Raw genomic sequence first — 18,220 nt, 5'->3', positions numbered from 1 at the left:
CTCAGTCCGGCCCGTCGCGGTCGGCTCCCGACCACAGATCGCCGCACTCCACCCCGCGCGCGCCCCTCGCGCGGAGCAGGTCGCGCGCGCCGGAGTCGCCGTGCACGCCCTCGAGGAGCTCCGGCCAGTGGTCCTGTCCCAGCAGCACCGGATGACCGGGCCGACCGCGGAAGACCGCCCGGGCGAGCACGTCCGGCGCGACCGGCGCCTCCGCGAGCAGCCGGGCCCCCACGCTCGGCGGCTCCTCGGGCAGGTCGACCAGGGCGACCAGCGCGGCGACGCCCTCGGCCGCGGCGAGACCCGCGCGGAGCGACGCCGAGAGGCCGGTCTCCCACTCCGCCGCGACGACCACGTCCGCGGACGGCGGCACCAGGAGGCGCGCCCGTCCGGCCTCCGCGCCCAGGACCACGAGCACCCGCTCGCAGCCCACCGCGCGGAGCCTCTCGACGGCTCGCTCCACCCAGGGAACTCCCGCCGCGTCGCACCGCAGCGCCTTCGGGCCGCCCGCCCGGCGCCCCGCACCCGCCGCGAGCACCAGCCCGACGAGGTCCCGACTCCCGACCAGATCCATCCGACCATCGTGCCGCAGGCCGAGCCCCTGCTCCGCCGGACGAAGGAGACCGCATGACCGACACCCGATCCGAGACCGCCCGCGACGTGCTGCTCGCGTGCCTCGCCGTCCCCCGCTGGGCCGACGAGGTCGCCTCCGGCGCGCCCTACCCGTCGGCCGACGCGCTCGCCGACGCGGCCGAGCGGGCCGCGCGCACGCTCACCGAGGAGGAGGTGGAGGCGGCGCTGGCCGACCACCCGCGGATCGGCGAGCGGCACGCGGGCGCGGGGCGCTCCTCCGCGTTCTCGGCCGCGGAGCAGGCGGCGAGCCGCACGGGCGACGAGGAGCTGACCCGGCGGCTGCTGGCCGGCAACCGCGCCTACGAGGAGCGGTTCGGGCGCGTGTTCCTCCTCCGCGCGGCCGGCCGCGACCGGGCCGAGGTCGTCGCGGAGCTGGAGCGGAGGCTCGGGCTCGACGACGAGACGGAGGCCCGCATCGTCGCGGAGCAGCTGCGGGAGATCACGGTGCTGCGCGTCCGCGGCCTCGACGACGGGCGCCTCGTCCGGGCGGAGGCCGCACGATGAGCGGGCACGCCAGCCGCGTCACCACCCACGTGCTCGACGCCGTCCGCGGCCGCCCCGCGCGCGGGGTCCCGGTGGCTCTCGACGCCCGTGCCGGCTCCGGCTGGGAGCGCCTCGCCGAGGCCCGCACCGACGACGACGGCCGCGTGGCGGCCTTCGGGCCGGAGCGCCTGGCCGCCGGGGTGCACCGGGTCGTCTTCGACACCGGCGCCTGGTTCGCCGCCTCGGGCACCGAGTCGTTCTACCCCGAGGTCGTCGTCGCTTTCCGCCTCGACGACGAGGAGGCGCACTTCCACATCCCGCTCCTGCTCAGTCCCTTCGCCTACTCGACCTACCGGGGCAGCTGATGCAGCTGCAGGACGTCCTCGACGCGCCGCAGCTGCGGCTGCGCGTGCTGGTCGCCGGCGACGGGGCGCTCGCGCGGCCGGTCGACGGCATCTTCACGACCGATCTCCTCGATCCGCGCCGCTACATCTCGCGCGACCAGCTGGTGCTGACCGGTCTGGTCTGGCGTCGGGACGCCCAGGACAGCGCGGCCTTCGTCGCCGCGGTCGCGGACTCGGGTGCCAGCGCTCTGCTCGCCGGCGAGGGGCTGCTGGGCTTCGTGCCGGACGACCTCGTCGTCGCCTGCCGCGAGCACGACGTCGCGCTGATCGCCGTGCCGGCCGATGTGTCGTTCGGCGCGATCACGGCGCACCTGTCGAACGCCCTCGCCGGCGACCGCGTGGCCCGGCTGACGGCCGCCCTCGCCCGCCAGCGGGAGCTGCTGACCGAGGTCTACCGGGGGCAGCAGCTCGACGAGCTCGTCACGCGCACCTCGCGCGAGCTCGGACTCCCCGTGTCGGTGCTGACCGCGACCGGCCGGACCGCGGCCTCCGCCTCGCCCCTGGGGCTGGGGGAGATCGAGCGGGTCGTGCACGCGGCGCTCACGGCCCGGCGCAGCCCGGTCGTGGTCGCGGACGCCCGCGGCGGCGCCCTGTCGGTCCTCACCGTCGCAGGCGCGGGCGAGCACCGCGCCACCTCCTGGCTGGTCGTCGTCGGGGGCGACTGGAACGACTGGCCCGCCGCAGTACTCGACGCCGTGACGGAGCTCGCCGGAGTCGTGGGGGTCTACCGGCTGCAGCGGGAGGCGGCGCTCTCGGCCGACTCCGCTCTCGCCGACCGCCTGCTCGAGCTCGTGGAGGAGGACAGCGAGCAGCCCGAGGCCGCGGTGTACCTGCGGCAGCTCGGACTCGGCGGCGCCGGGCGGTGCGCCGTGGTCGCCGCCGAGTTCGAGGGCGACGCGCCCCCGGACCTGGCGCGCCGTGTCCTGGTCGACGCCGCCGCGCACCTGGGCCGCGCCGTGGTCGGACGCGACGCCCAGGGCTGCGCGGTGGCGGTGCTGCCCACCGAGGCGACCGATGCGATCCCCACCGGCGCGGATCCGCTCGCCGTCGTCACCTCGGCGCTGCGACGAGCGGGAGCCGCGTGGCCGGGCGCCGTGCTGCGCGTCGGGACGAGCGCCGCGACTCCGCTGCCCGCGCTCGGCGGCGCCCTCCGCTCGGCACGCTACGGGATGCTGCTGCCGGGCTCTCCGGGCGACGACGCTCCGGTGCGGGTCAGCGACTCCGGGGAGGTCACCTCCGCCGTGCAGCTGCTGAGCGCGGTCCCCGACCACCTGCGCTCGGTGTTCGTCGAGCTGGTGCTCGGGCGGCTCGTCGAGCACGACGCGCGCTACGGCTCGCAGCTGGTCGCCACGCTCGCGGCGTTCCTCGACTGCGGCGGCTCGTGGGTGCGCACGGCGGAGCAGACGCACCTGCACCTGAACACGGTGCGGTACCGCATCGCGAGGGTGGAGGAGCTGACGCAGCGCGACCTGTCGGACACCGCGGACCGCGCCGACCTGTTCCTGGCGCTGCGCCTGCGCTGACGGCCGGGTGCGCGCGGTCCGCACCGCGCCGCCCGGGCCGGCCCCGTCACTCCGGAGGCGCGATCCGCCTGCCCCGGACGTGCACCGCGGCGATCGCCGGCTCGCGCAGGGTCATCAGCAGGGCGAAGAGCAGCTGGGCCGTCGCCTCCTCCTCGTCGTCCGCGCGGATCCCGTGGGCGAGGACGTCGGCGAGCGGCTCCCACCGGTCGGGCTCGATGCGGAGGAAGTCCGCGTCCTTCCCGGGGTCGAGGCTGCCGAACCGGTCCTCCTGGTCGAGCGCCCGTGCGCCGGCGAGCGTCGCCGTGAACAGGAGCTCGGCCGGATGCAGGGCGACGGCCGCGTCGCCGGGCTCCGAGAGGTGCACCTTGAAGGCGTCGTTCGCCACTCGCGCCAGCAGCCACTCGTCGCCCGCGCCCACGTCCGTGCCGAGGGCGACGGTGACCCCCGAGGCGGCGGTCCGGCGCCAGGGCATGGTGCCGGAGCCGAGGAACTGCTGCGAGGTCGGGCAGTGGGCGATCGAGGTGCCGGTCTCCTCCATCCGGTGCAGCTCCGCGTCCTGGCAGTGCACGGCGTGAGCGAGGATCGTGCGCGGCCCGAGGAGGGAGGAGCCGCCGCGCGCGGATCCGGGCAGGAAGAGCCCGTCGTAGGTGTCGAGGTAGCTGCGGGTGCCGTACGAGCCGAGCACGGCGGCGATCTCGCCGTCGCCGGGCCGGTCGTTCTCGTTGAGGTGGCTGTGCACGTAGACGCCGCGTCCGCGGACGTCGTCGTAGAGGTCGCCGAGCGCTCCGAGGGTCCGGGGAGTGACGGACAGCGAGAACCGCGGGACGAGCGCGACCTGCAGGAGCGGGTTCCTCCCGTGCCAGCGGTCGATCTCCTCCGACGCGAGCGTCAGCGCCTCCTCCTCCGAGGTGATCAGGGGCGCCGCCGAGGCCGGGCCCGTGGTCTGGATCCCGCGCCCCGACACGATCCGCAGCCCCGCCTCGCGGGTGCGCTCGAAGAGGGCGTCCTGCGCGGCCGGGAACGCGGAGCCGAAGACCATCGCGGCGGTCGTGCCCGCGGCCACCCGCCGCCGGGTGAAGGCTCGCGCGACGACGTCGGCGAACTCCGGGTCGGCGAGCCGCGCCTCCGAGGGGAACACCGTCCGGTCGAGCCACTCGAGCAGCTGGCCGCCGCCGAAGCCGTCGGTCGAGAACGTCTGGGGGAAGTGCACGTGCGCGTCGACGAAGCCGGGCAGCAGGACCGACGCGGCGTCGCCGGAGACCGGCAGGAGCGCGAAGCGGTCCGGCAGCTCGCGGTACGGACCGACCCAGGCGATCGTGCCGTCCTCGTCCACGGCGAGAGCGCCGTCCGGGATCGCCACCAGCGACTCCCGCGCGGTCGCGAGCGTCGCACCCCCGGCGACGTGCAGCACGTGCCCCCGGTGGACGCCCCCGGCGCCGGTCACACCAGGCCCGTGTAGGCGGTCCAGGCGGATCCCGCGGGCGGCGCGTCGTCGCGGGTGACGCTCGCCTGGATCAGCCCGTAGGGGCGGTCGGCGGCGTGGAAGACCTCGTTGTCGTTCTCGACGCCGAAGGGCGAGAGGTCGTAGACGAAGTGGTGCTTGTTCGGCGCGGAGAGACGGATCTCGACGATCTGCGGGTACTCCTCCAGGACCGCCTTCCCCATCTCGAAGAGCGTCTGCTGGAGGGCGAGGGAGTGCACGGTCGCGAAGCGGCTCGTCATGAGCGCCTTGACGCCCGCGTAGACCGCCTCCCAGTCCATCGCCGCGATCTCGTCCTCGCTCAGAGCGAAGCGCCACTTCGCGACCAGCGAGGTCGCCATCACCCGGTCGTTCGTCGGCTGGAGGACCGTGTACGGGTCGGTGAGGAAGCCGTGGAACTCGCTCCCCGTGGACTTCAGGACCGTGAGGTCCTTGAAGCCGCCGGTGATCCAGATCCGCCGCTCGTCGCCCGAGCCCTCGACCGTGACCGACGCGATCCGCGTCTCCTGGCCCTTCCGGACCCAGGTGTGGTCGTGCTCGCGCCCGTCCACCAGCACGCGCTCCCAGGCGAACTCCTCGATCTCGATGCGGGCGCCGTGGACGGGCTCGTAGCCGTCGACGAAGTGGCGGGCCAGCTCGAGGCCGTAGGGCTCGATCGAGCGCAGGCCCTTCTCCTTGGCGAAGGCGTACGCCGTCTGCTTCTGCGTGTCCGTGGGCAGGACGGCCGACTGGTCGCCCTCTCGGTGCGCGGCCTCGAAGTCGCCGCGGAGGGCCGTGGAGACGTTGACGTCGTGGATCTCGTGCCGCGGGGTCTCGCGGTAGATCCGCACGACGCGGTTCTCGGCCTTCCCGTACTGGTGGTCCCCGAGGATGATCGACATGTCCGCTCCTGTCCGTTCCGTGCGGCCGGGCCCGGTCACGCGGTGGTGACCGTCCTGCTCGCGGCTCCTGCGAGCCCGTCTGCCAGCCTCGCGCCTGGCGGGGGCTCCGCGCACCGGCGGAGCATCCCGAGGAGCCGCCGCCGGGACTCCGAGTCTTGTGCGATCCGCCCGCTCCGCGGCTCCGACCCGCCTCCGTTCACACGCTCGAAACCTGCCGATGACACGGCGCCGGTCGGCGTGAGCGGGGGAGCTCCCCGAGCTGTCGTCAGGGAGGCGGGGGATCGGCGGATCGAGGTCAGGGGCGGGTGAGGAGGCGCCCGGCGGGCGGGACCGTCTCGGCGGTGACGCGTCGGCCGCCCACCCAGGTGGCGGCGACGGCGCCGCGGAGGACGCGGCCCTCGTAGGCCGAGACGGGGTTCCGGTGCGAGAGGGCGTCGACGTCCACGCGCCATTGCGCCTCCGGGTCGAACGCGACCAGGTCGGCGTCGGACCCCGCGTGCAGCAGGCCCTTCTGGCCGAGCCCGGCGAACGCGGCGGTCGCCGTGGACATCCAGGCGACGACCTGCTCGAGCGGGATGCCCCGCTCGCGGGCCCCGGTCCAGACCGCGCGGAAGCTCAGCTCGAGTCCCGAGATCCCGCCCCAGGCGACGCCGAAATCGCCGCCGGCGGGGAGCTTCAGCTCGGCGGTGGCGGGGGAGTGGTCCGAGGCGATGATGTCGATCGTCCCGTCGAGCAGCCCCTTCCAGAGCTGCTCGCGATTGCGCTCGTCGCGGATCGGCGGGCAGCACTTGAACTGCGTGCCGCCGTCGGGGATCGAGCCGGCGTCGAAGGTGAGGTAGTGCGGGCAGGTCTCGGCGGAGATCGGCAGCCCCTCGGCCTTCGCCTCGCGCAGGAGCGGCAGCGCGTCGGCGGAGGAGAGGTGCAGGATGTGCGCGCGGCAGCCGGTCTCGCGGACGGCCTCGATCACGTGCAGGATCGCGCTGCGCTCGGAGGCGGGCGGGCGGGAGTCGACGAACGCGCCGTAGGAGGCGCCGGGCTCCAGCGCGCTCGCCTCCAGTTCGGCCGGGTCCTCGGCGTGCACGATCAGCAGTCCGTCGAAGGCGGCGATCTCGCGCATCGCCTCGACGAGCTGCTCCCGGCTCAGGTGCGGGAACTCGTCCACGCCGCTCGGCGAGAGGAAGCACTTGAAGCCGAAGACGCCCGCGTCGTGGAGCTCGCGCAGCGTGCCGAGGTTCGAGGGGATCGCCCCGCCCCAGAAGCCGACGTCCACCTGCGCCTGCGGCCCGGCGGCCGCGCGCTTGGCCTCGAGCCCCGCCACCGTGGTGGTCGGCGGGATCGAGTTCAGCGGCATGTCGATGATCGTGGTGACGCCCCCGGCGGCGGCCGCGCGGGTGGCGGAGGCGAAGCCCTCCCACTCCGTGCGGCCCGGCTCGTTGACGTGCACGTGGGTGTCGACGATCCCCGGGATCAGGACCTGGCCCTCGGGGAGGACGATCTCCTCCGTGGTCCGCCAGGGGGCGTCCCGCTCGCCGACCGCGACGATCAGGCCCTCGGCGATCGCGATGCTGGCCGGACGCCGGCCGTTCTCGGTCAGCACGTCGGAGGCGCGGATCACGAGGTCGAGGAAGGGAGCGTCGTCAGGCATGGATCGACCCTATACTCGGCATGTTTCCTGCGTGTGAGCGCCCGTCGGCGGCTCCGCCCGGCCTCCCCGCAGCCCCGGCGCCGTCGCCTCCCGTCCGAGAAGAGGAGGCCGTCGTGCTCGACATCGCCGACCCCCTGCTCGAGCGCGTCGAGGCGGGCGGGAGCGTCGCGGTCGTCACGGTCACGCACGTCTTCGGCTCGGCTCCCCGCGCTCTCGGGTCCTCGATGGCGGTGGACGAGGAGGGGCGCGCGATCGGCTCGATCTCCGGCGGCTGCGTCGAGGCGCAGGCGTACGCGCTGGCCCAGGAGGTGCTCGGCACCTCGGGCAGCGCGTCCGAGCACTTCGGCTTCGACGACGAGGCGGCCTTCGCCGCGGGCCTGTCCTGCGGGGGGCAGCTGCGCGTGTTCGGCCAGGTCGTCGACTCCGGCTCCACCGCGGTCCTCGCCGAGCTGCGCGCCGCCCGCGCCGGCCGCTCGGCCGCGCTGGCGATCGTCGTCGGCGGCCCGGAGGAGCTGATCGGCCTCGTCCTCACCGGAGCGACGCGCCTCCAGGACGTCGTCGGCCCGCACCTGGACGAGGACACCGCCCGCCGCATCCTCGCCGAGCGTGAGGCGCGCCTGGCCTCCGGCCGCTCGGCCACGGTCGAGACCGCCTGCCGGAGCGCCGAGCTCGAGATCGCCTACATCGTGCACGCCGAGCGGCCGCGCCTGCTGATCTACGGCGCCGTCGACTTCTCCGCCGCGCTCTGCTCCGCCGGATCCCTGCTCGGCTACCGCGTGACCGTCTGCGACGCGCGTCCGGTGTTCGCGACCGCCGAGCGCTTCCCCGGCGCCGACGAGGTCGTGGTCGAGTGGCCGTCCGACCACCTCGCCCGCGCCGAGGTCGACTCGCGCACCGTGATCGCGGTGCTCACGCACGACGAGAAGTTCGACATCCCGCTGCTCGAGACCGCGCTCGCGCTCCCGGTCGTCTACGTCGGCGCGATGGGATCGCGGCGCACCCACGAGCGGCGGCTGCGGCTGCTGCGCGAGGCGGGAGTGACGGAGGAGGCGCTCGCCCGCCTGCACTCGCCGATCGGCCTGGACATCGGCGCGTCGACGCCGGAGGAGACGGCCGTGTCGATCCTCGCGGAGGTCCTCGCCGCGCGCACGGGGACGTCCGGGGAGCCGCTCGCGGGGCGCTCGGGCCCGATCCACGCGGCGCGCTGAGCCGCACGTCCTCCCTTGACGGCGCGCCGTCGTGATCGCGCCGGCCTGCTCGCACTCCGGCGGGAAACGGCCGCGAAACACCGCGCTGCCATGCTCGGGGCATGCAGCGCCACGTCCTCACCGGAGCCCACGTCGCCACCGTCGACGCGCACGGGACCGAGCACCCCGTCGGCCACGTCGTCGTCGACGACTCCCTCATCGTCGCGGTCGGGGCCGGCGACCCTCCGGCCTGGGCCCTCGACGGACGGTCCCCGACGGGTCTGCCGGCGCAGGAGGCGATCACGCTCACACGGGTCGACGGCCGCGGCCACCTGCTCACTCCCGGGCTCGTCAACACGCACCACCACCTCTACCAGTGGCTCACCCGCGGCTGGGCGCAGGACTCGATCCTCTTCGACTGGCTGGTCGCGCTCTACCCCGCCTGGTCCCGCATCGACGCCGACCTGACCCGCTCCGCCGCCCTCGGCGCGATGGGCGTCCTCGCCCGGTCCGGCTGCAGCACCGTCGCCGACCACCACTACGTCTTCCCGCGGGGCTCCGGCGACATCGTCGGCGGCATCGTGGACGCGGCAGGCACCCTCGGCCTCCGGCTGCACGCGACCCGAGGGTCGATGGACCTCGGCGAGTCCCGGGGCGGCCTCCCGCCGGACTTCGCCGTCGAGACCACGGCGGCCGCGCTGCAGGCGAGCGGAGAGGCGGTCCAGCGCTACCACGACGCCTCCGCCGACGCGATGGTGCGGGTCGCGATCGCGCCGTGCTCGCCGTTCTCGGTGACCACCGACCTGCTGCGCGAGTCGGCTGTCCTCGCCCGGCAGCTCGGGGTCCGGCTGCACACCCACGGCTCCGAGACCGTCGAGGAGGACGCCTACACGCGCGAGGCGTTCGGCCTCTCGCCCACCGACCACCTGGAGTCGCTCGGCTGGCTCGGCGACGACGTCTGGATGGCGCACTGCGTGCACCTCGACTCCGACGCGATCGCGAAGTTCGCGGCCACGGGCACCGGAGTCGCGCACTGCCCGTCCTCGAACGGCCGCCTCGCGGCGGGCATCGCGCCGATCCCGCAGCTGCTGGCTGCGGGAGCCCCGGTCGGCCTCGGCGTGGACGGCGCGGCGTCCAACGAGTCCGGGCAGCTCGGCTCCGAGATCCGCGCCGCGGTGCTGATGAACCGCCTGCGCGCCGGCGCCGACCGGATGAGCGCCCGGCAGGCCCTCTCGGTCGCCACGATCGGCGGGGCCCGAGTGCTCGGCCGGCAGGACGAGATCGGCTCGATCGAGGTCGGCAAGCTCGCCGACCTCGCGCTCTGGCGGATCGACGGGATCGAGCACGCGGGCATCGCGGACCCGGTCGCTGCCCTCGCTCTCGGAGCGCAGCCGCCGCTGAGCCTGCTCCTGGTGCAGGGGCGCCCGACGGTGCGGGAGGGACGGCTGATGAACGCGGACGAGGACGCGATCGCCCGCGAGGTCGCCCGGGCGAGCACGGAGCTGGCGTCGCGCGTCTGAGCGGCGGCAGCCGATCGGCGTGCAGCCGGTCGGCGCTCAGCCCGCCGCCGCTCAGCCGGGAGGCGCCTCCGCCTCGACGGTCGCGACCGGGGCCGCGCCCGGGTGCAGGAGCCGCCAGATCCGGTCGCGGGAGAGCGGCAGCTCGGTCGGCCGCACGCCGATCGCGTCGCGGACGGCGTTGGCGAGTGCGGGGGCGACCGGGTTGTAGGGCGCCTCGCTCATCGACTTCGCACCGAACGGCCCGAGGTCGTCGGCGGTGTCCGCGAAGAGGACCTCGGTCACGGGCACGTCCGCCATCTGCGGGATGTGGTAGTTCCGGAGGATCGCCGTGGTCACGGTGCCCTCGCCGTCGAGGATCACCTCCTCGTACAGCGCCGAGCCGATCGCCTGCGCCACTCCGCCCTCGACCTGCCCGCGGCACTGCGCCGGGTTGATCACGAAGCCGGCGTCGGCCGCCTGGACCGACTGCAGGATCCGCACCTCGCCCGTCGGCTCGTGCACCGCGACGCGGAAGCCCTGGACGTTGAACGCGAGCGAGCGCTGAGCGCCGTCCTCGCTCCCGGTCGCGGTGACCGGTCCGCCGGCCGCGCGGACCAGATCGGCGAAAGCGACCCGGGTGCCGTCCGGAGCGAGCAGGCCCTCGTCGTCGGGCTCGAAGGTCTCGTCGTGCCCGGTCAGCCGCTTGGCGAGCGCCTGCAGCTCGGCGAGGAGGCGCGTCGCGGCCGAGTACACGGCCTTGCCCGCGACCACCGTCCCCGCGCTGCCGAACGCCCCCGTGTCGTAGCGCGCCGCGTCCGTGTCGGACTGGCGGATCCGCACCCGGTCGGCGGAGGCGCGGAAGGCGCTCGCGACCAGCTGCGTGTGCACGGTGGTCGTCCCGTTGCCGAACTCGGCCGTGCCGACGCCGATGGTCAGCACTCCCTCGGCGTCGACGGTGACGGTCGCCTCCGAGAAGTGGCCCCGCGGTGGGATGGTGGCGATCATCGCCAGCGCGGTGCCCCGCCCGGTCCGCCACCCCGGTCCGTCGGGGACGGGGGAGCCGCCGCCGCCGGCCAGCGCGGCCTCCGTGAGGTCGAGGCACTGGTCGAGCCCGTAGGAGGCGAAGCCGATGTCGTCGCCCTCGACGTGCGTGACCACCAGCGGCTCGCCCGGGCGCACCGCGTTGATCCGCCGCAGCTCGAACGGGTCGATCCCGAGCTCCGAGGCCAGATCGTCCATCGCCGACTCGATGCCGAAGATCACCTGCCCGAGGCCGTAGCCGCGGAATGCGCCCGAGGGGAGGTTGTTCGTGTAGACGGCCTGCGCGTCGACGCGCTTGCTGGGCGCGCTGTAGACGGCGACCGACTCCGAGGTGCCGTGGAACATCACGCCGGGTCCGTGGTTGCCGTAGGCGCCGGTGTCCGAGAGCACGTCCACGGCGAGGGCCGTCAGCCGCCCGTCGCGCCGGGCGCCGAGCGTGACGCCGACCCGCATCGGGTGTCGGCAGGGGGCCATCGTGAACTCGTCGCTCCGGGTGAACTCGAACTGCACGGGCCGGCCGGTGGCGAGCACGGCGAGGGCGACGACGTCCTCCGTCAGGATCTCCTGCTTGCCGCCGAAGCCGCCGCCCACCCGTGCCGTGAAGACGCGGACGGTCGACGGATCGCGGTCGAACAGGCGCGCGATCTCGTCGCGCACGAGGAAGGGCACCTGCGTCGAGGTCCGCAGCACCAGCTCTCCGCCCTCGAGCCAGCCGATGGTGCCGTGGGTCTCGAGAGCCGTGTGCGCGACCCGGGAGGTCGAGTACCGGCCCTCGACGACCACGTCGGCCTCTGCGAGTCCGGCGGCCACGTCCCCGTGCTCTCCGTGGAGCTCCGCGACGACGTTCGCCTCCGGCCGGGCGATGCGCGAGGCGATCGGATCCTTGTCGGCGTGCAGGAGCGGCGCGCCGGGGGAGCGCGCCTCCTCCGGGTCGAAGACGGCGGGCAGCACCTCGTAGTCGACTTCGACGGCGCGGCAGGCCGCCTCCGCCTCGGCCACCGACTCCGCGACCACCACGGCCACGCGCTGCCCGCGGAACCGGACGACGGTGTCGAGCATGCGGGTGTCGTCCGGGTCGTCGAGCCGGGACTCGTGGCGGGCGGTGGAGTAGAGGACGTCCGGGACGTCCTCGGCGGTGAGGACCGCGACGACGCCCCGCATCGCGCGGGCGGCGGTCGTGTCGATCGAGCGGATGCGCGCGTGGGCGTGCGGGCTCTGGACGACCTTCAGGTGCAGCAGGCCGGCCACGGCGACGTCGAGGGTGAACGGCTCGCGGCCCTGGACGATCCGCCGACCGGCGGGCGCGCCGAGCGAGCGGCCGACCCGGGACTCCTCGGCCGACGGGCGACCGGTGCGGCGGACGGGCGTGAGACCCGACGGCGGGGCCGCGTGCCGTCCGCGGACCGGGGCCTCCGTGCGATCCGCTCCGGACGGCTCGGCCGCGTGCGCGCCGTGCCCGGACGCGCAGGCGCCCGTCACGGCCTCGCGGATGGGGCGGTAGCCCGTGCACCGGCAGAGGTTGCCCTTCATCAGCCGCGGCACGTCCTCGGCGCGGACTCCGTCGAGCGCCGTGGCCGTGACCACCATGCCGGCCGTGCAGAAGCCGCACTGGAACGCGCCGGCCTCGACGAACGCCTCCTGCACCGCGCTCGGCTCCTCGGGCGTGCCGAGGCCGGCCGCTGTCGTCACCTCGCGCCCCTCGACGCGGTGGGCGGGGTAGAGGCAGGAGTGGAACGGCGTCCCGTCCACGAGGACGGAGCAGGCGCCGCAGTCGCCTGCGTCGCACCCCTTCTTCACCTCGAAGTGCTCGTGGTCGCGGAGGAGGGTGCGCAGCACCTGGCCGGGGCGGGGGGAGGCGTCGACCGGCTCCCCGTTGACGGTGAACCTCATCGGGCGCCTCCGGTCAGCTCGGTGCGGATCTCCTCGGCGAGCACGCGGACGACGGCGTGGCGCCAGTCGGCGGCTCCGTGCGGGTCGGTGAACCAGGTCGCGACGCCGTCGACGGCCGCGGCGAGCTCGGCCGAGGAGGGAACGGCGGCGAAGCGGAGCCGCTCCGGCCGGACGGTCGCCGCGGTGATCGTGAGCACGAACGCGCCGTCGGTGTCGAGGCGGCCGATGACGACGGCGCCGGAGCGTCCGAGAGGGGAGAGCGCCGTCTTGCGGAACGCGGTGCGCGCCCGGAGGGAGGAGAGCGGGAACTCGATCGAGCGGATGACGTCGTCCCGGGCCAGCGAGGTGGTCATGTTGCCGGTCACGAGCTCGGCGACCGGCACGGCGACGTCCGAGCCGTCGGCCCGCCAGACGAGGGCGGTGGCGTCGAGCGCGGCGGCGAGGCTGATCATCGGTCCTGCGGGCAGGGCGTTGGCGATGTTGCCGCCGACAGTGGCGACGTTCCAGATCTTGAAGGAGCCCAGCAGTGCCGTGCAGCACTGGAAGAAGAGCGGATGGGCGGTGTCGCCCGCGTCGGGCATCGCGGCGAGCTCGCTGAGCGTGCAGGTCGCCGCGATCGAGAGCCCGGCGTCCGTGCGCACGATCGGCTCCCACGCGAATCCCTGCAGGTCGAGGAGCTCGTCGAGGTGGTCGTGGGGGAGGGAGAACACCCAGGAGCCGCCTCCGATGACCGCTGAGCGCGGCCCGCGGCCCGCCAGCTCGGAGCGCTCGCGCACCACCCGGACGCGCTGGATCGTGTTCAGGTCCATTCCGCGCCTCCGTCCCGCGCCCGTCGGGCGTCTCCCCCCAGTGAACCCCACCCGTGTGACGCCCGTGTTTCCCCACCCCGTCCTGCCGCGGCTCCGCTGCCCGTCCCTCCGGCGGATCCGCCATCCGCTGCGTCCCACCCCGGGCCCCGACCCTGCGGATCAGTGGGCGACCTCCCGATGTCGACCCGCCACCCCCTCGCTCTCCCCCCGAGCCGAACGATCGATCCGCGGGTGAGCGGATCGATCTAGGCGGTCGCTCCCCGCTCTGCGAATCGCATCCACGCCGGAAAGCCGACTGCGCCGAGCCCGGCGGGGACGGGCTCGGGGATCAGGAAGGTCGAGCCGAACGATCGATCCGCGTGTGAGCGGATCGATCTAGGCGGTCGTCCCCCGCTCTGCTAATCGCAGCCGCCCTGGAAAGCCGACTGCGCCGAGCCCGGCAGGGACGGGCTCGGGGACGAGCACCGCGACCGCGCCGAGCCCGGCAGGGACGGGCTCGGTATGAACCACCCCCGAGCCGCACGATCGATCCGCGTGCCAGCGGATCGATCTAGGCGATCGCTCCCCGCTCTGCGAATCGCATCCACCCCGAAAAGCCGACTGCGCCGAGCCCGGCAGGGACGGGCTCGGGATTCAGCCCAAGCTCGCGACCCACTCCGAGCTGCCGTCGACGAAGGACTGCTCCTTCCAGATCGGCACCGACGCCTTGATGTCGTCGACCAGTGCCGCGCAGGCTTCGAAGGCCGCCGCGCGGTGGGCCGAGGCCACGGCGCAGGCGAGGGCGAGGTCGCCGACCACGAGGTCGCCGATCCGGTGCACGGCGGCGATGCGGACGTCGGGCCAGCGCTCGGCGATGCGGCGGGCGGAGGCGAGGAGTGCGGCGGGGGCGTCCGGGTGCGCCTCGTAGGACAGTCGGAGCACGCCGCGGCCCTCGTCGTGGTCGCGGACGACGCCCGCGAAGGTCACGACGGCGCCGTGCGTCGGGGAGTCGACCGCCTGCTCGCACTCGTCGACGGTGATGGCCTCGGCCGCGAGCCGCGCGAGGGCGACCGGCTCAGCGGGCATGGTCGCCGCCTCCGAGCTGATCGAGGAGGTGCCCGATCACCGGGTCGAGCACGTCGATCCCGTCGCGGACGCCGCCGGGGGAGCCGGGGAGGTTCACCACGACGGTGCGGCCGCTGACGCCGGCGAGCCCGCGGCTGAGCACGGCGGTCGGGACATGGGCGGCGCCCTTGGCGCGCACCGCCTCGGCGAGGCCGGGCAGGGGCCTCTCCAGGAGGGGGGCGGTCTGCTCCGGGGTGACGTCGCTCGGGGCGACGCCCGTCCCGCCGGTGGTCACGACCACGTCGACTCCGCTGCCGATCGCGTCGGCGATCGCCTCGCCCACCGCGTCGCCGTCGGCCACGACGACCACCCGGGACTCCCAGCCGCGGGTGGTGAACCAGGCCTCGAGCGCCGGGCCCGTCCGGTCCTCGTACACGCCGGAGGCGGCACGGGTGGAGGCGACGACCGCCACCGCCCGCCGCGTCACGGGGTTCCTCCGCTCGTCCACGAGCCGCTCCTCCCGCCCGCCTTCGCGAGCACACGGATACCGGTGATCGCGGCACCGCGATCGACCGCCTTGATCATGTCGTAGACCGTGAGAGCGGCCACGCTGACCGCGGTCAGCGCCTCCATCTCGACGCCGGTGCGCCCGGTCGTGCGCACGCGCGCCTCGATCCGGACGCGGCCGTCCTGCGGCTCTAGGTCCACGTCGACGCCGTCCAGCGCCAGCGGGTGGCAGAGCGGGATGAGGGTCGAGGTCGCCTTCGCGCCGAGGATCCCGGCGATCCGCGCGACGCCGAGCGCTTCGCCCTTGGGCAGCTCGCCCTGCTCGAGGAGCCGCACCACCTCGGGTGAGGTCTCGACGTAGCCCTCGGCGACGGCGGTGCGCGCCGTGACCTCCTTCGCGCTCACATCGACCATGTGCACGGCTCCGTCGCCGCGCACATGGGTGAGCCGATCGCTCTCAGTCATCGATCCTCCAGATCTCGACCGTGTCGCCGGTCGCTGCGTGGTCCGTCCCGACGGGGACGTGGATGAGCACGGTGGAGCGGGCGTAGGACGCCAGCAGGTGCGAGCCGGGCCCGCCCACCGGGTGCACGAAGCCCTCGTCGTCGAGGACTCCGCGGCGGATCTGGTGCAGGTGCGCGGGCGAGTCGAGCGCCGTGCCGAGGCGCGCACGGAGCCGCGGCCGCTCGGCGGGCGTCCGTCCCGCGAGCGAGCGCAGCACGGGCCGGAGGAACACCTCGAACGAGACCAGGGCGCTCACCGGGTTCCCGGGAAGCGAGACGACCGGCAGGTGCAGCCCCTCGGCCACGCGCACGAGACCGAGGCCCTGCGGGCCGCCCGGCTGCATCTCGACGTGGCCGAACTCCGAGCCCGCCGGGCCGAGCGCGTCGCGGACGACCTCGTAGGCGCCCGCGCTGACACCGCCGACGGTGATCACCAGGTCGGCCGCGCCCGCGTGCTCCTCGAGCAGCGCCAGGAGGTCCTCGGCCCGATCGCTCGTGCAGGCGGCGACGACGGGCAGCGCGCCCGCTTCGCGGACGGCCTCGGCCAGCAGGGCGCCGTTCGCGTCGTGGATCTGCGCCTCCTCGAGGACGGCGCCTGCGGGACGGATCTCGTTGCCGGTGGGGACGACGAGCACCCGGAGTCGCGGCAGCACCTCCGCCTCGGTCAACCCGAGGGAGGCGAGGAGTCCGTAGTGGGCCGCGCGGAGGACCGTGCCGGCCGGGAGGGCGAGCTCGCCGCGGCGGGCGTCGCTGCCCCGGGCTCGGACGAAGGTCGCCGGCACCACCGGGTGCGCGAAGGCGACGCTGCCCTCTGCGGGGAAGCGCGGAGGATCGACGCGCTCGACCGGGACGACGGCGTCGGCCCCCACCGGCAGCGGCGAGCCGGTCATGATCGGTGTCGCCGTGCCGGGCTCGTGCCGCGGCGCCCGGTCGCCCGCGGGGATCGGCGCCGAGACGGGCAGGGCGACGGGATGCTCCGGCGCCGCCGCGTCGAGGTCGGCCGCCCGCACCGCGAAGCCGTCCATCTGCGAGTTGTCGAAGCGCGGCAGGTCGAGCGGGGAGTCGACGGAGCGGGCGAGGACCCGCCGGTCGTACGCGCCCGGATCGGCGGCGACGGCGGCCGGCTCCAGGCTCAGCGTCTCGCGGGCGCCCCGCGTGGCCAGCGGCGCGAGCAGCGCCCGCACCCGGGCGGCGTGCAGGTCGATCGAGGTCATCGTGTCCTCTCGCGAGCGGCGGAGCCCGACCGGCGGCGGGACCGAGTCCATCTTGCCGGGTCGCGCCCGGTTCCGCGGCGTAGTGTGAGCGGATGAGCACAGCACTGGGGATCCCGGGCTTCCGGCCCCGACAGCGCAGCGCGGTCCTCCCGGCCGACCGCCCCGCCACCCCGCTCCTCCTGGACACCTACGGGCGCGTCGCGGACGATCTGCGGATCTCGCTGACGGACAAGTGCAATCTGCGCTGCACCTACTGCATGCCGGCGGAGGGCCTGCCGTTCCAGCCGCCCGCGTCCCTGCTCAGCCGTGAGGAGATCCTCCGCCTCGCGCGCATCGCCGTGGAGCAGTTCGGCGTCCGCCAGATCCGCTTCACCGGCGGCGAGCCGCTCCTGCGCAAGGACCTCGTCGACATCATCCGCGACGTCGCCTCCCTCGACCCGCGCCCCGAGATCTCGCTCACCACGAACGCGATCGGCCTGTCGGGTCGGGCGGCGGCACTCGCCGACGCCGGCCTGAACCGCGTCAACGTCTCGCTCGACTCGATCTGCGCCGAGACCTTCGCGAAGGTCACCCGTCGCCCGTTCCTCGACCGCGTGCTCGCGGGCATCGACGCGCTCGGTCCCGCCGGCCTGGACCAGACCAAGATCAACGCGGTGCTCCTGCCCGGGATCAACGACCACGAGGCCCCGGAGCTGCTCGCCTGGGCCCTCGCGGGAGGCCACCAGCTCCGCTTCATCGAGCAGATGGCGCTCGACGCCGACCACGGCTGGGACCGGGAGACGATGATCACGGCGGCGGATATCCGCACCCTGCTGTCGGAGCGCTTCACCCTCAGCCCCCACGCGGCGCCGCGCGACGGAGCGCCGGCAGAGCTCTTCGACGTGCGCGAGGCCGGGGGAACCGAGGTGCTCGGTCAGGTGGGGATCATCGCGTCCGTCACCGAGAACTTCTGCGGCGACTGCCGCCGCACCCGGCTCACGGCCGAGGGTGGTGTCCGCAGCTGCCTCTTCTCGAACGAGGAGACCGATCTCCTCGGCCCGATGCGCGCGGGGGCGGACGACCACGAGGTCGCCCAGCTCTGGCGCGGCGCGATGTGGACCAAGCCCGCAGGACACGAGATGAACGTCGCGGGCTTCGTCCAGCCCGAGCGCACGATGAGCGCGATCGGCGGATGATCGTGCGGGTCCGCTACTTCGCCGCGGCGAAGGCCGCCCTCGGCCGCGCCTCCGACGAGCTCGACGAGGTGCCCGACCTGGGCGCGCTCGAGGAGCGCCTCGTCGCCTCCGCTCCCAGGGCCGCCGATGTGCTCGCGCGGTGCACCTACCTCGTCGACGGCGTGTCGACGGCGGACCGGGCGACCCCGCTCCGCCCGGACTCCACGGTCGACGTCCTGCCCCCGTTCGCCGGCGGCTGACCCGCGACGACCGGCGCTCCTACGGTCGTCGCAGTCCTCTGGAGGCGGGCCGAGATCGCCGTGGTC

17 protein-coding genes are annotated in these 18,220 nt (G+C 74.8%); 7 read left to right on the top strand and 10 right to left on the bottom strand.

Annotated elements, in window-relative coordinates:
• Position 1: 1 nt before the first annotated feature.
• Positions 2 to 571, bottom strand: a complete 570-nt coding sequence (locus tag GSU40_RS09245; protein ID WP_160034702.1) for an NTP transferase domain-containing protein — start codon at positions 569 to 571, stop codon at positions 2 to 4.
• 53 nt (positions 572 to 624) lie between these two features.
• Here GSU40_RS09245 and uraD point away from each other — a divergent pair, with 53 nt between their 5' ends.
• The 3 genes from uraD to GSU40_RS09230 are packed head-to-tail and all read left to right on the top strand — an operon-like array spanning position 625 to position 3,040.
• A complete protein-coding gene (gene uraD / locus GSU40_RS09240) occupies positions 625 to 1,134 on the top strand; it encodes a 2-oxo-4-hydroxy-4-carboxy-5-ureidoimidazoline decarboxylase (protein WP_104234584.1) in 510 nt (169 codons plus the stop codon).
• Complete coding sequence (uraH, locus tag GSU40_RS09235) at positions 1,131 to 1,478, top strand: hydroxyisourate hydrolase (RefSeq protein WP_104239680.1); 348 nt, start codon at positions 1,131 to 1,133, stop codon at positions 1,476 to 1,478. The genes uraD and uraH overlap by 4 nt, the downstream gene beginning before the upstream one ends.
• A complete protein-coding gene (locus GSU40_RS09230; RefSeq protein WP_160034699.1) occupies positions 1,478 to 3,040 on the top strand; it encodes a PucR family transcriptional regulator in 1,563 nt (520 codons plus the stop codon). The genes uraH and GSU40_RS09230 overlap by 1 nt, the downstream gene beginning before the upstream one ends.
• Positions 3,041 to 3,086: 46 nt before the next feature.
• On the opposite strand, the gene GSU40_RS09225 is transcribed toward GSU40_RS09230, so the two are convergent.
• The 3 genes from GSU40_RS09225 to allB form a co-directional block, all read right to left on the bottom strand.
• A complete protein-coding gene (locus tag GSU40_RS09225; RefSeq protein ID WP_160034696.1) occupies positions 3,087 to 4,484 on the bottom strand; it encodes an amidohydrolase family protein in 1,398 nt (465 codons plus the stop codon).
• Positions 4,481 to 5,401 (bottom strand): factor-independent urate hydroxylase, encoded by a 921-nt coding sequence (pucL, locus tag GSU40_RS09220; RefSeq protein WP_160034693.1) that lies wholly within the window; start codon positions 5,399 to 5,401, stop codon positions 4,481 to 4,483. The genes GSU40_RS09225 and pucL overlap by 4 nt, the downstream gene beginning before the upstream one ends.
• Before the next feature lie 295 nt (positions 5,402 to 5,696).
• Entirely contained in the window at positions 5,697 to 7,046 is a 1,350-nt protein-coding gene (gene allB, locus GSU40_RS09215) for an allantoinase AllB (RefSeq protein WP_104283542.1), read from the bottom strand.
• A gap of 113 nt (positions 7,047 to 7,159) precedes the next feature.
• Here allB and GSU40_RS09210 point away from each other — a divergent pair, with 113 nt between their 5' ends.
• Positions 7,160 to 8,254, top strand: coding sequence for an XdhC/CoxI family protein (locus GSU40_RS09210; protein WP_167299030.1), 1,095 nt, complete (start codon positions 7,160 to 7,162; stop codon positions 8,252 to 8,254).
• 101 nt (positions 8,255 to 8,355) lie between these two features.
• Positions 8,356 to 9,753: an 8-oxoguanine deaminase gene (locus GSU40_RS09205; RefSeq protein WP_160034689.1), complete on the top strand. Its 1,398-nt coding sequence runs from the start codon at positions 8,356 to 8,358 to the stop codon at positions 9,751 to 9,753.
• 51 nt (positions 9,754 to 9,804) lie between these two features.
• Here GSU40_RS09205 and GSU40_RS09200 read toward each other — a convergent pair whose 3' ends face one another.
• The 6 genes from GSU40_RS09200 to glp form a co-directional block, all read right to left on the bottom strand.
• The gene (locus GSU40_RS09200) at positions 9,805 to 12,663 is read right to left on the bottom strand and encodes a molybdopterin cofactor-binding domain-containing protein (protein ID WP_160034686.1); all 2,859 of its coding nucleotides are present in this window, start codon (positions 12,661 to 12,663) and stop codon (positions 9,805 to 9,807) included.
• Positions 12,660 to 13,472, bottom strand: a complete 813-nt coding sequence (locus GSU40_RS09195; protein WP_160034683.1) for an FAD binding domain-containing protein — start codon at positions 13,470 to 13,472, stop codon at positions 12,660 to 12,662. Before GSU40_RS09195 ends, GSU40_RS09200 begins: the two co-directional genes overlap by 4 nt.
• 633 nt (positions 13,473 to 14,105) lie before the next feature.
• Positions 14,106 to 14,537: a molybdenum cofactor biosynthesis protein MoaE gene (locus GSU40_RS09190; protein WP_104232481.1), complete on the bottom strand. Its 432-nt coding sequence runs from the start codon at positions 14,535 to 14,537 to the stop codon at positions 14,106 to 14,108.
• A complete protein-coding gene (locus GSU40_RS09185; RefSeq protein ID WP_244229433.1) occupies positions 14,527 to 15,024 on the bottom strand; it encodes a molybdenum cofactor synthesis domain-containing protein in 498 nt (165 codons plus the stop codon). Before GSU40_RS09185 ends, GSU40_RS09190 begins: the two co-directional genes overlap by 11 nt.
• A complete protein-coding gene (gene moaC / locus GSU40_RS09180; protein WP_104232482.1) occupies positions 15,000 to 15,488 on the bottom strand; it encodes a cyclic pyranopterin monophosphate synthase MoaC in 489 nt (162 codons plus the stop codon). Before moaC ends, GSU40_RS09185 begins: the two co-directional genes overlap by 25 nt.
• Complete coding sequence (gene glp, locus GSU40_RS09175; protein ID WP_104297430.1) at positions 15,481 to 16,740, bottom strand: gephyrin-like molybdotransferase Glp; 1,260 nt, start codon at positions 16,738 to 16,740, stop codon at positions 15,481 to 15,483. The genes moaC and glp overlap by 8 nt, the downstream gene beginning before the upstream one ends.
• 92 nt (positions 16,741 to 16,832) lie before the next feature.
• On the opposite strand from glp, the gene moaA reads away from it, so the two are divergent.
• Positions 16,833 to 17,915 carry a GTP 3',8-cyclase MoaA gene (moaA, locus tag GSU40_RS09170; RefSeq protein ID WP_160034681.1) on the top strand — a complete coding sequence of 361 codons (1,083 nt, stop codon included), beginning with the start codon at positions 16,833 to 16,835 and terminating at the stop codon, positions 17,913 to 17,915.
• Positions 17,912 to 18,154: a MoaD/ThiS family protein gene (locus GSU40_RS09165; RefSeq protein ID WP_160034678.1), complete on the top strand. Its 243-nt coding sequence runs from the start codon at positions 17,912 to 17,914 to the stop codon at positions 18,152 to 18,154. Before moaA ends, GSU40_RS09165 begins: the two co-directional genes overlap by 4 nt.
• Positions 18,155 to 18,220: the final 66 nt, after the last annotated feature.

The organism is Rathayibacter sp. VKM Ac-2805 (assembly GCF_009834265.1).
Taxonomy (GTDB): domain Bacteria; phylum Actinomycetota; class Actinomycetes; order Actinomycetales; family Microbacteriaceae; genus Rathayibacter.
The sequence above is the reverse complement of the archived record's forward strand: the minus strand, read 5'-3'. Positions and strand labels throughout refer to the sequence as shown.

Excerpts from the sequence above, each read along its gene's own strand:
- GSU40_RS09245 (WP_160034702.1), bottom strand. The coding sequence starts at position 571 with ATGGATCTGGTCGGGAGTCGGGACCTCGTCGGGCTGGTGCTCGCGGCG.
- uraD (WP_104234584.1), top strand. The coding sequence starts at position 625 with ATGACCGACACCCGATCCGAGACCGCCCGCGACGTGCTGCTCGCGTGC.
- uraH (WP_104239680.1), top strand. The coding sequence starts at position 1,131 with ATGAGCGGGCACGCCAGCCGCGTCACCACCCACGTGCTCGACGCCGTC.
- GSU40_RS09230 (WP_160034699.1), top strand. The coding sequence starts at position 1,478 with ATGCAGCTGCAGGACGTCCTCGACGCGCCGCAGCTGCGGCTGCGCGTG.
- pucL (WP_160034693.1), bottom strand. The coding sequence starts at position 5,401 with ATGTCGATCATCCTCGGGGACCACCAGTACGGGAAGGCCGAGAACCGC.
- allB (WP_104283542.1), bottom strand. The coding sequence starts at position 7,046 with ATGCCTGACGACGCTCCCTTCCTCGACCTCGTGATCCGCGCCTCCGAC.
- GSU40_RS09205 (WP_160034689.1), top strand. The coding sequence starts at position 8,356 with ATGCAGCGCCACGTCCTCACCGGAGCCCACGTCGCCACCGTCGACGCG.
- GSU40_RS09200 (WP_160034686.1), bottom strand. The coding sequence starts at position 12,663 with ATGAGGTTCACCGTCAACGGGGAGCCGGTCGACGCCTCCCCCCGCCCC.
- GSU40_RS09195 (WP_160034683.1), bottom strand. The coding sequence starts at position 13,472 with ATGGACCTGAACACGATCCAGCGCGTCCGGGTGGTGCGCGAGCGCTCC.
- GSU40_RS09190 (WP_104232481.1), bottom strand. The coding sequence starts at position 14,537 with ATGCCCGCTGAGCCGGTCGCCCTCGCGCGGCTCGCGGCCGAGGCCATC.
- moaC (WP_104232482.1), bottom strand. The coding sequence starts at position 15,488 with ATGACTGAGAGCGATCGGCTCACCCATGTGCGCGGCGACGGAGCCGTG.
- glp (WP_104297430.1), bottom strand. The coding sequence starts at position 16,740 with ATGACCTCGATCGACCTGCACGCCGCCCGGGTGCGGGCGCTGCTCGCG.
- moaA (WP_160034681.1), top strand. The coding sequence starts at position 16,833 with ATGAGCACAGCACTGGGGATCCCGGGCTTCCGGCCCCGACAGCGCAGC.
- GSU40_RS09165 (WP_160034678.1), top strand. The coding sequence starts at position 17,912 with ATGATCGTGCGGGTCCGCTACTTCGCCGCGGCGAAGGCCGCCCTCGGC.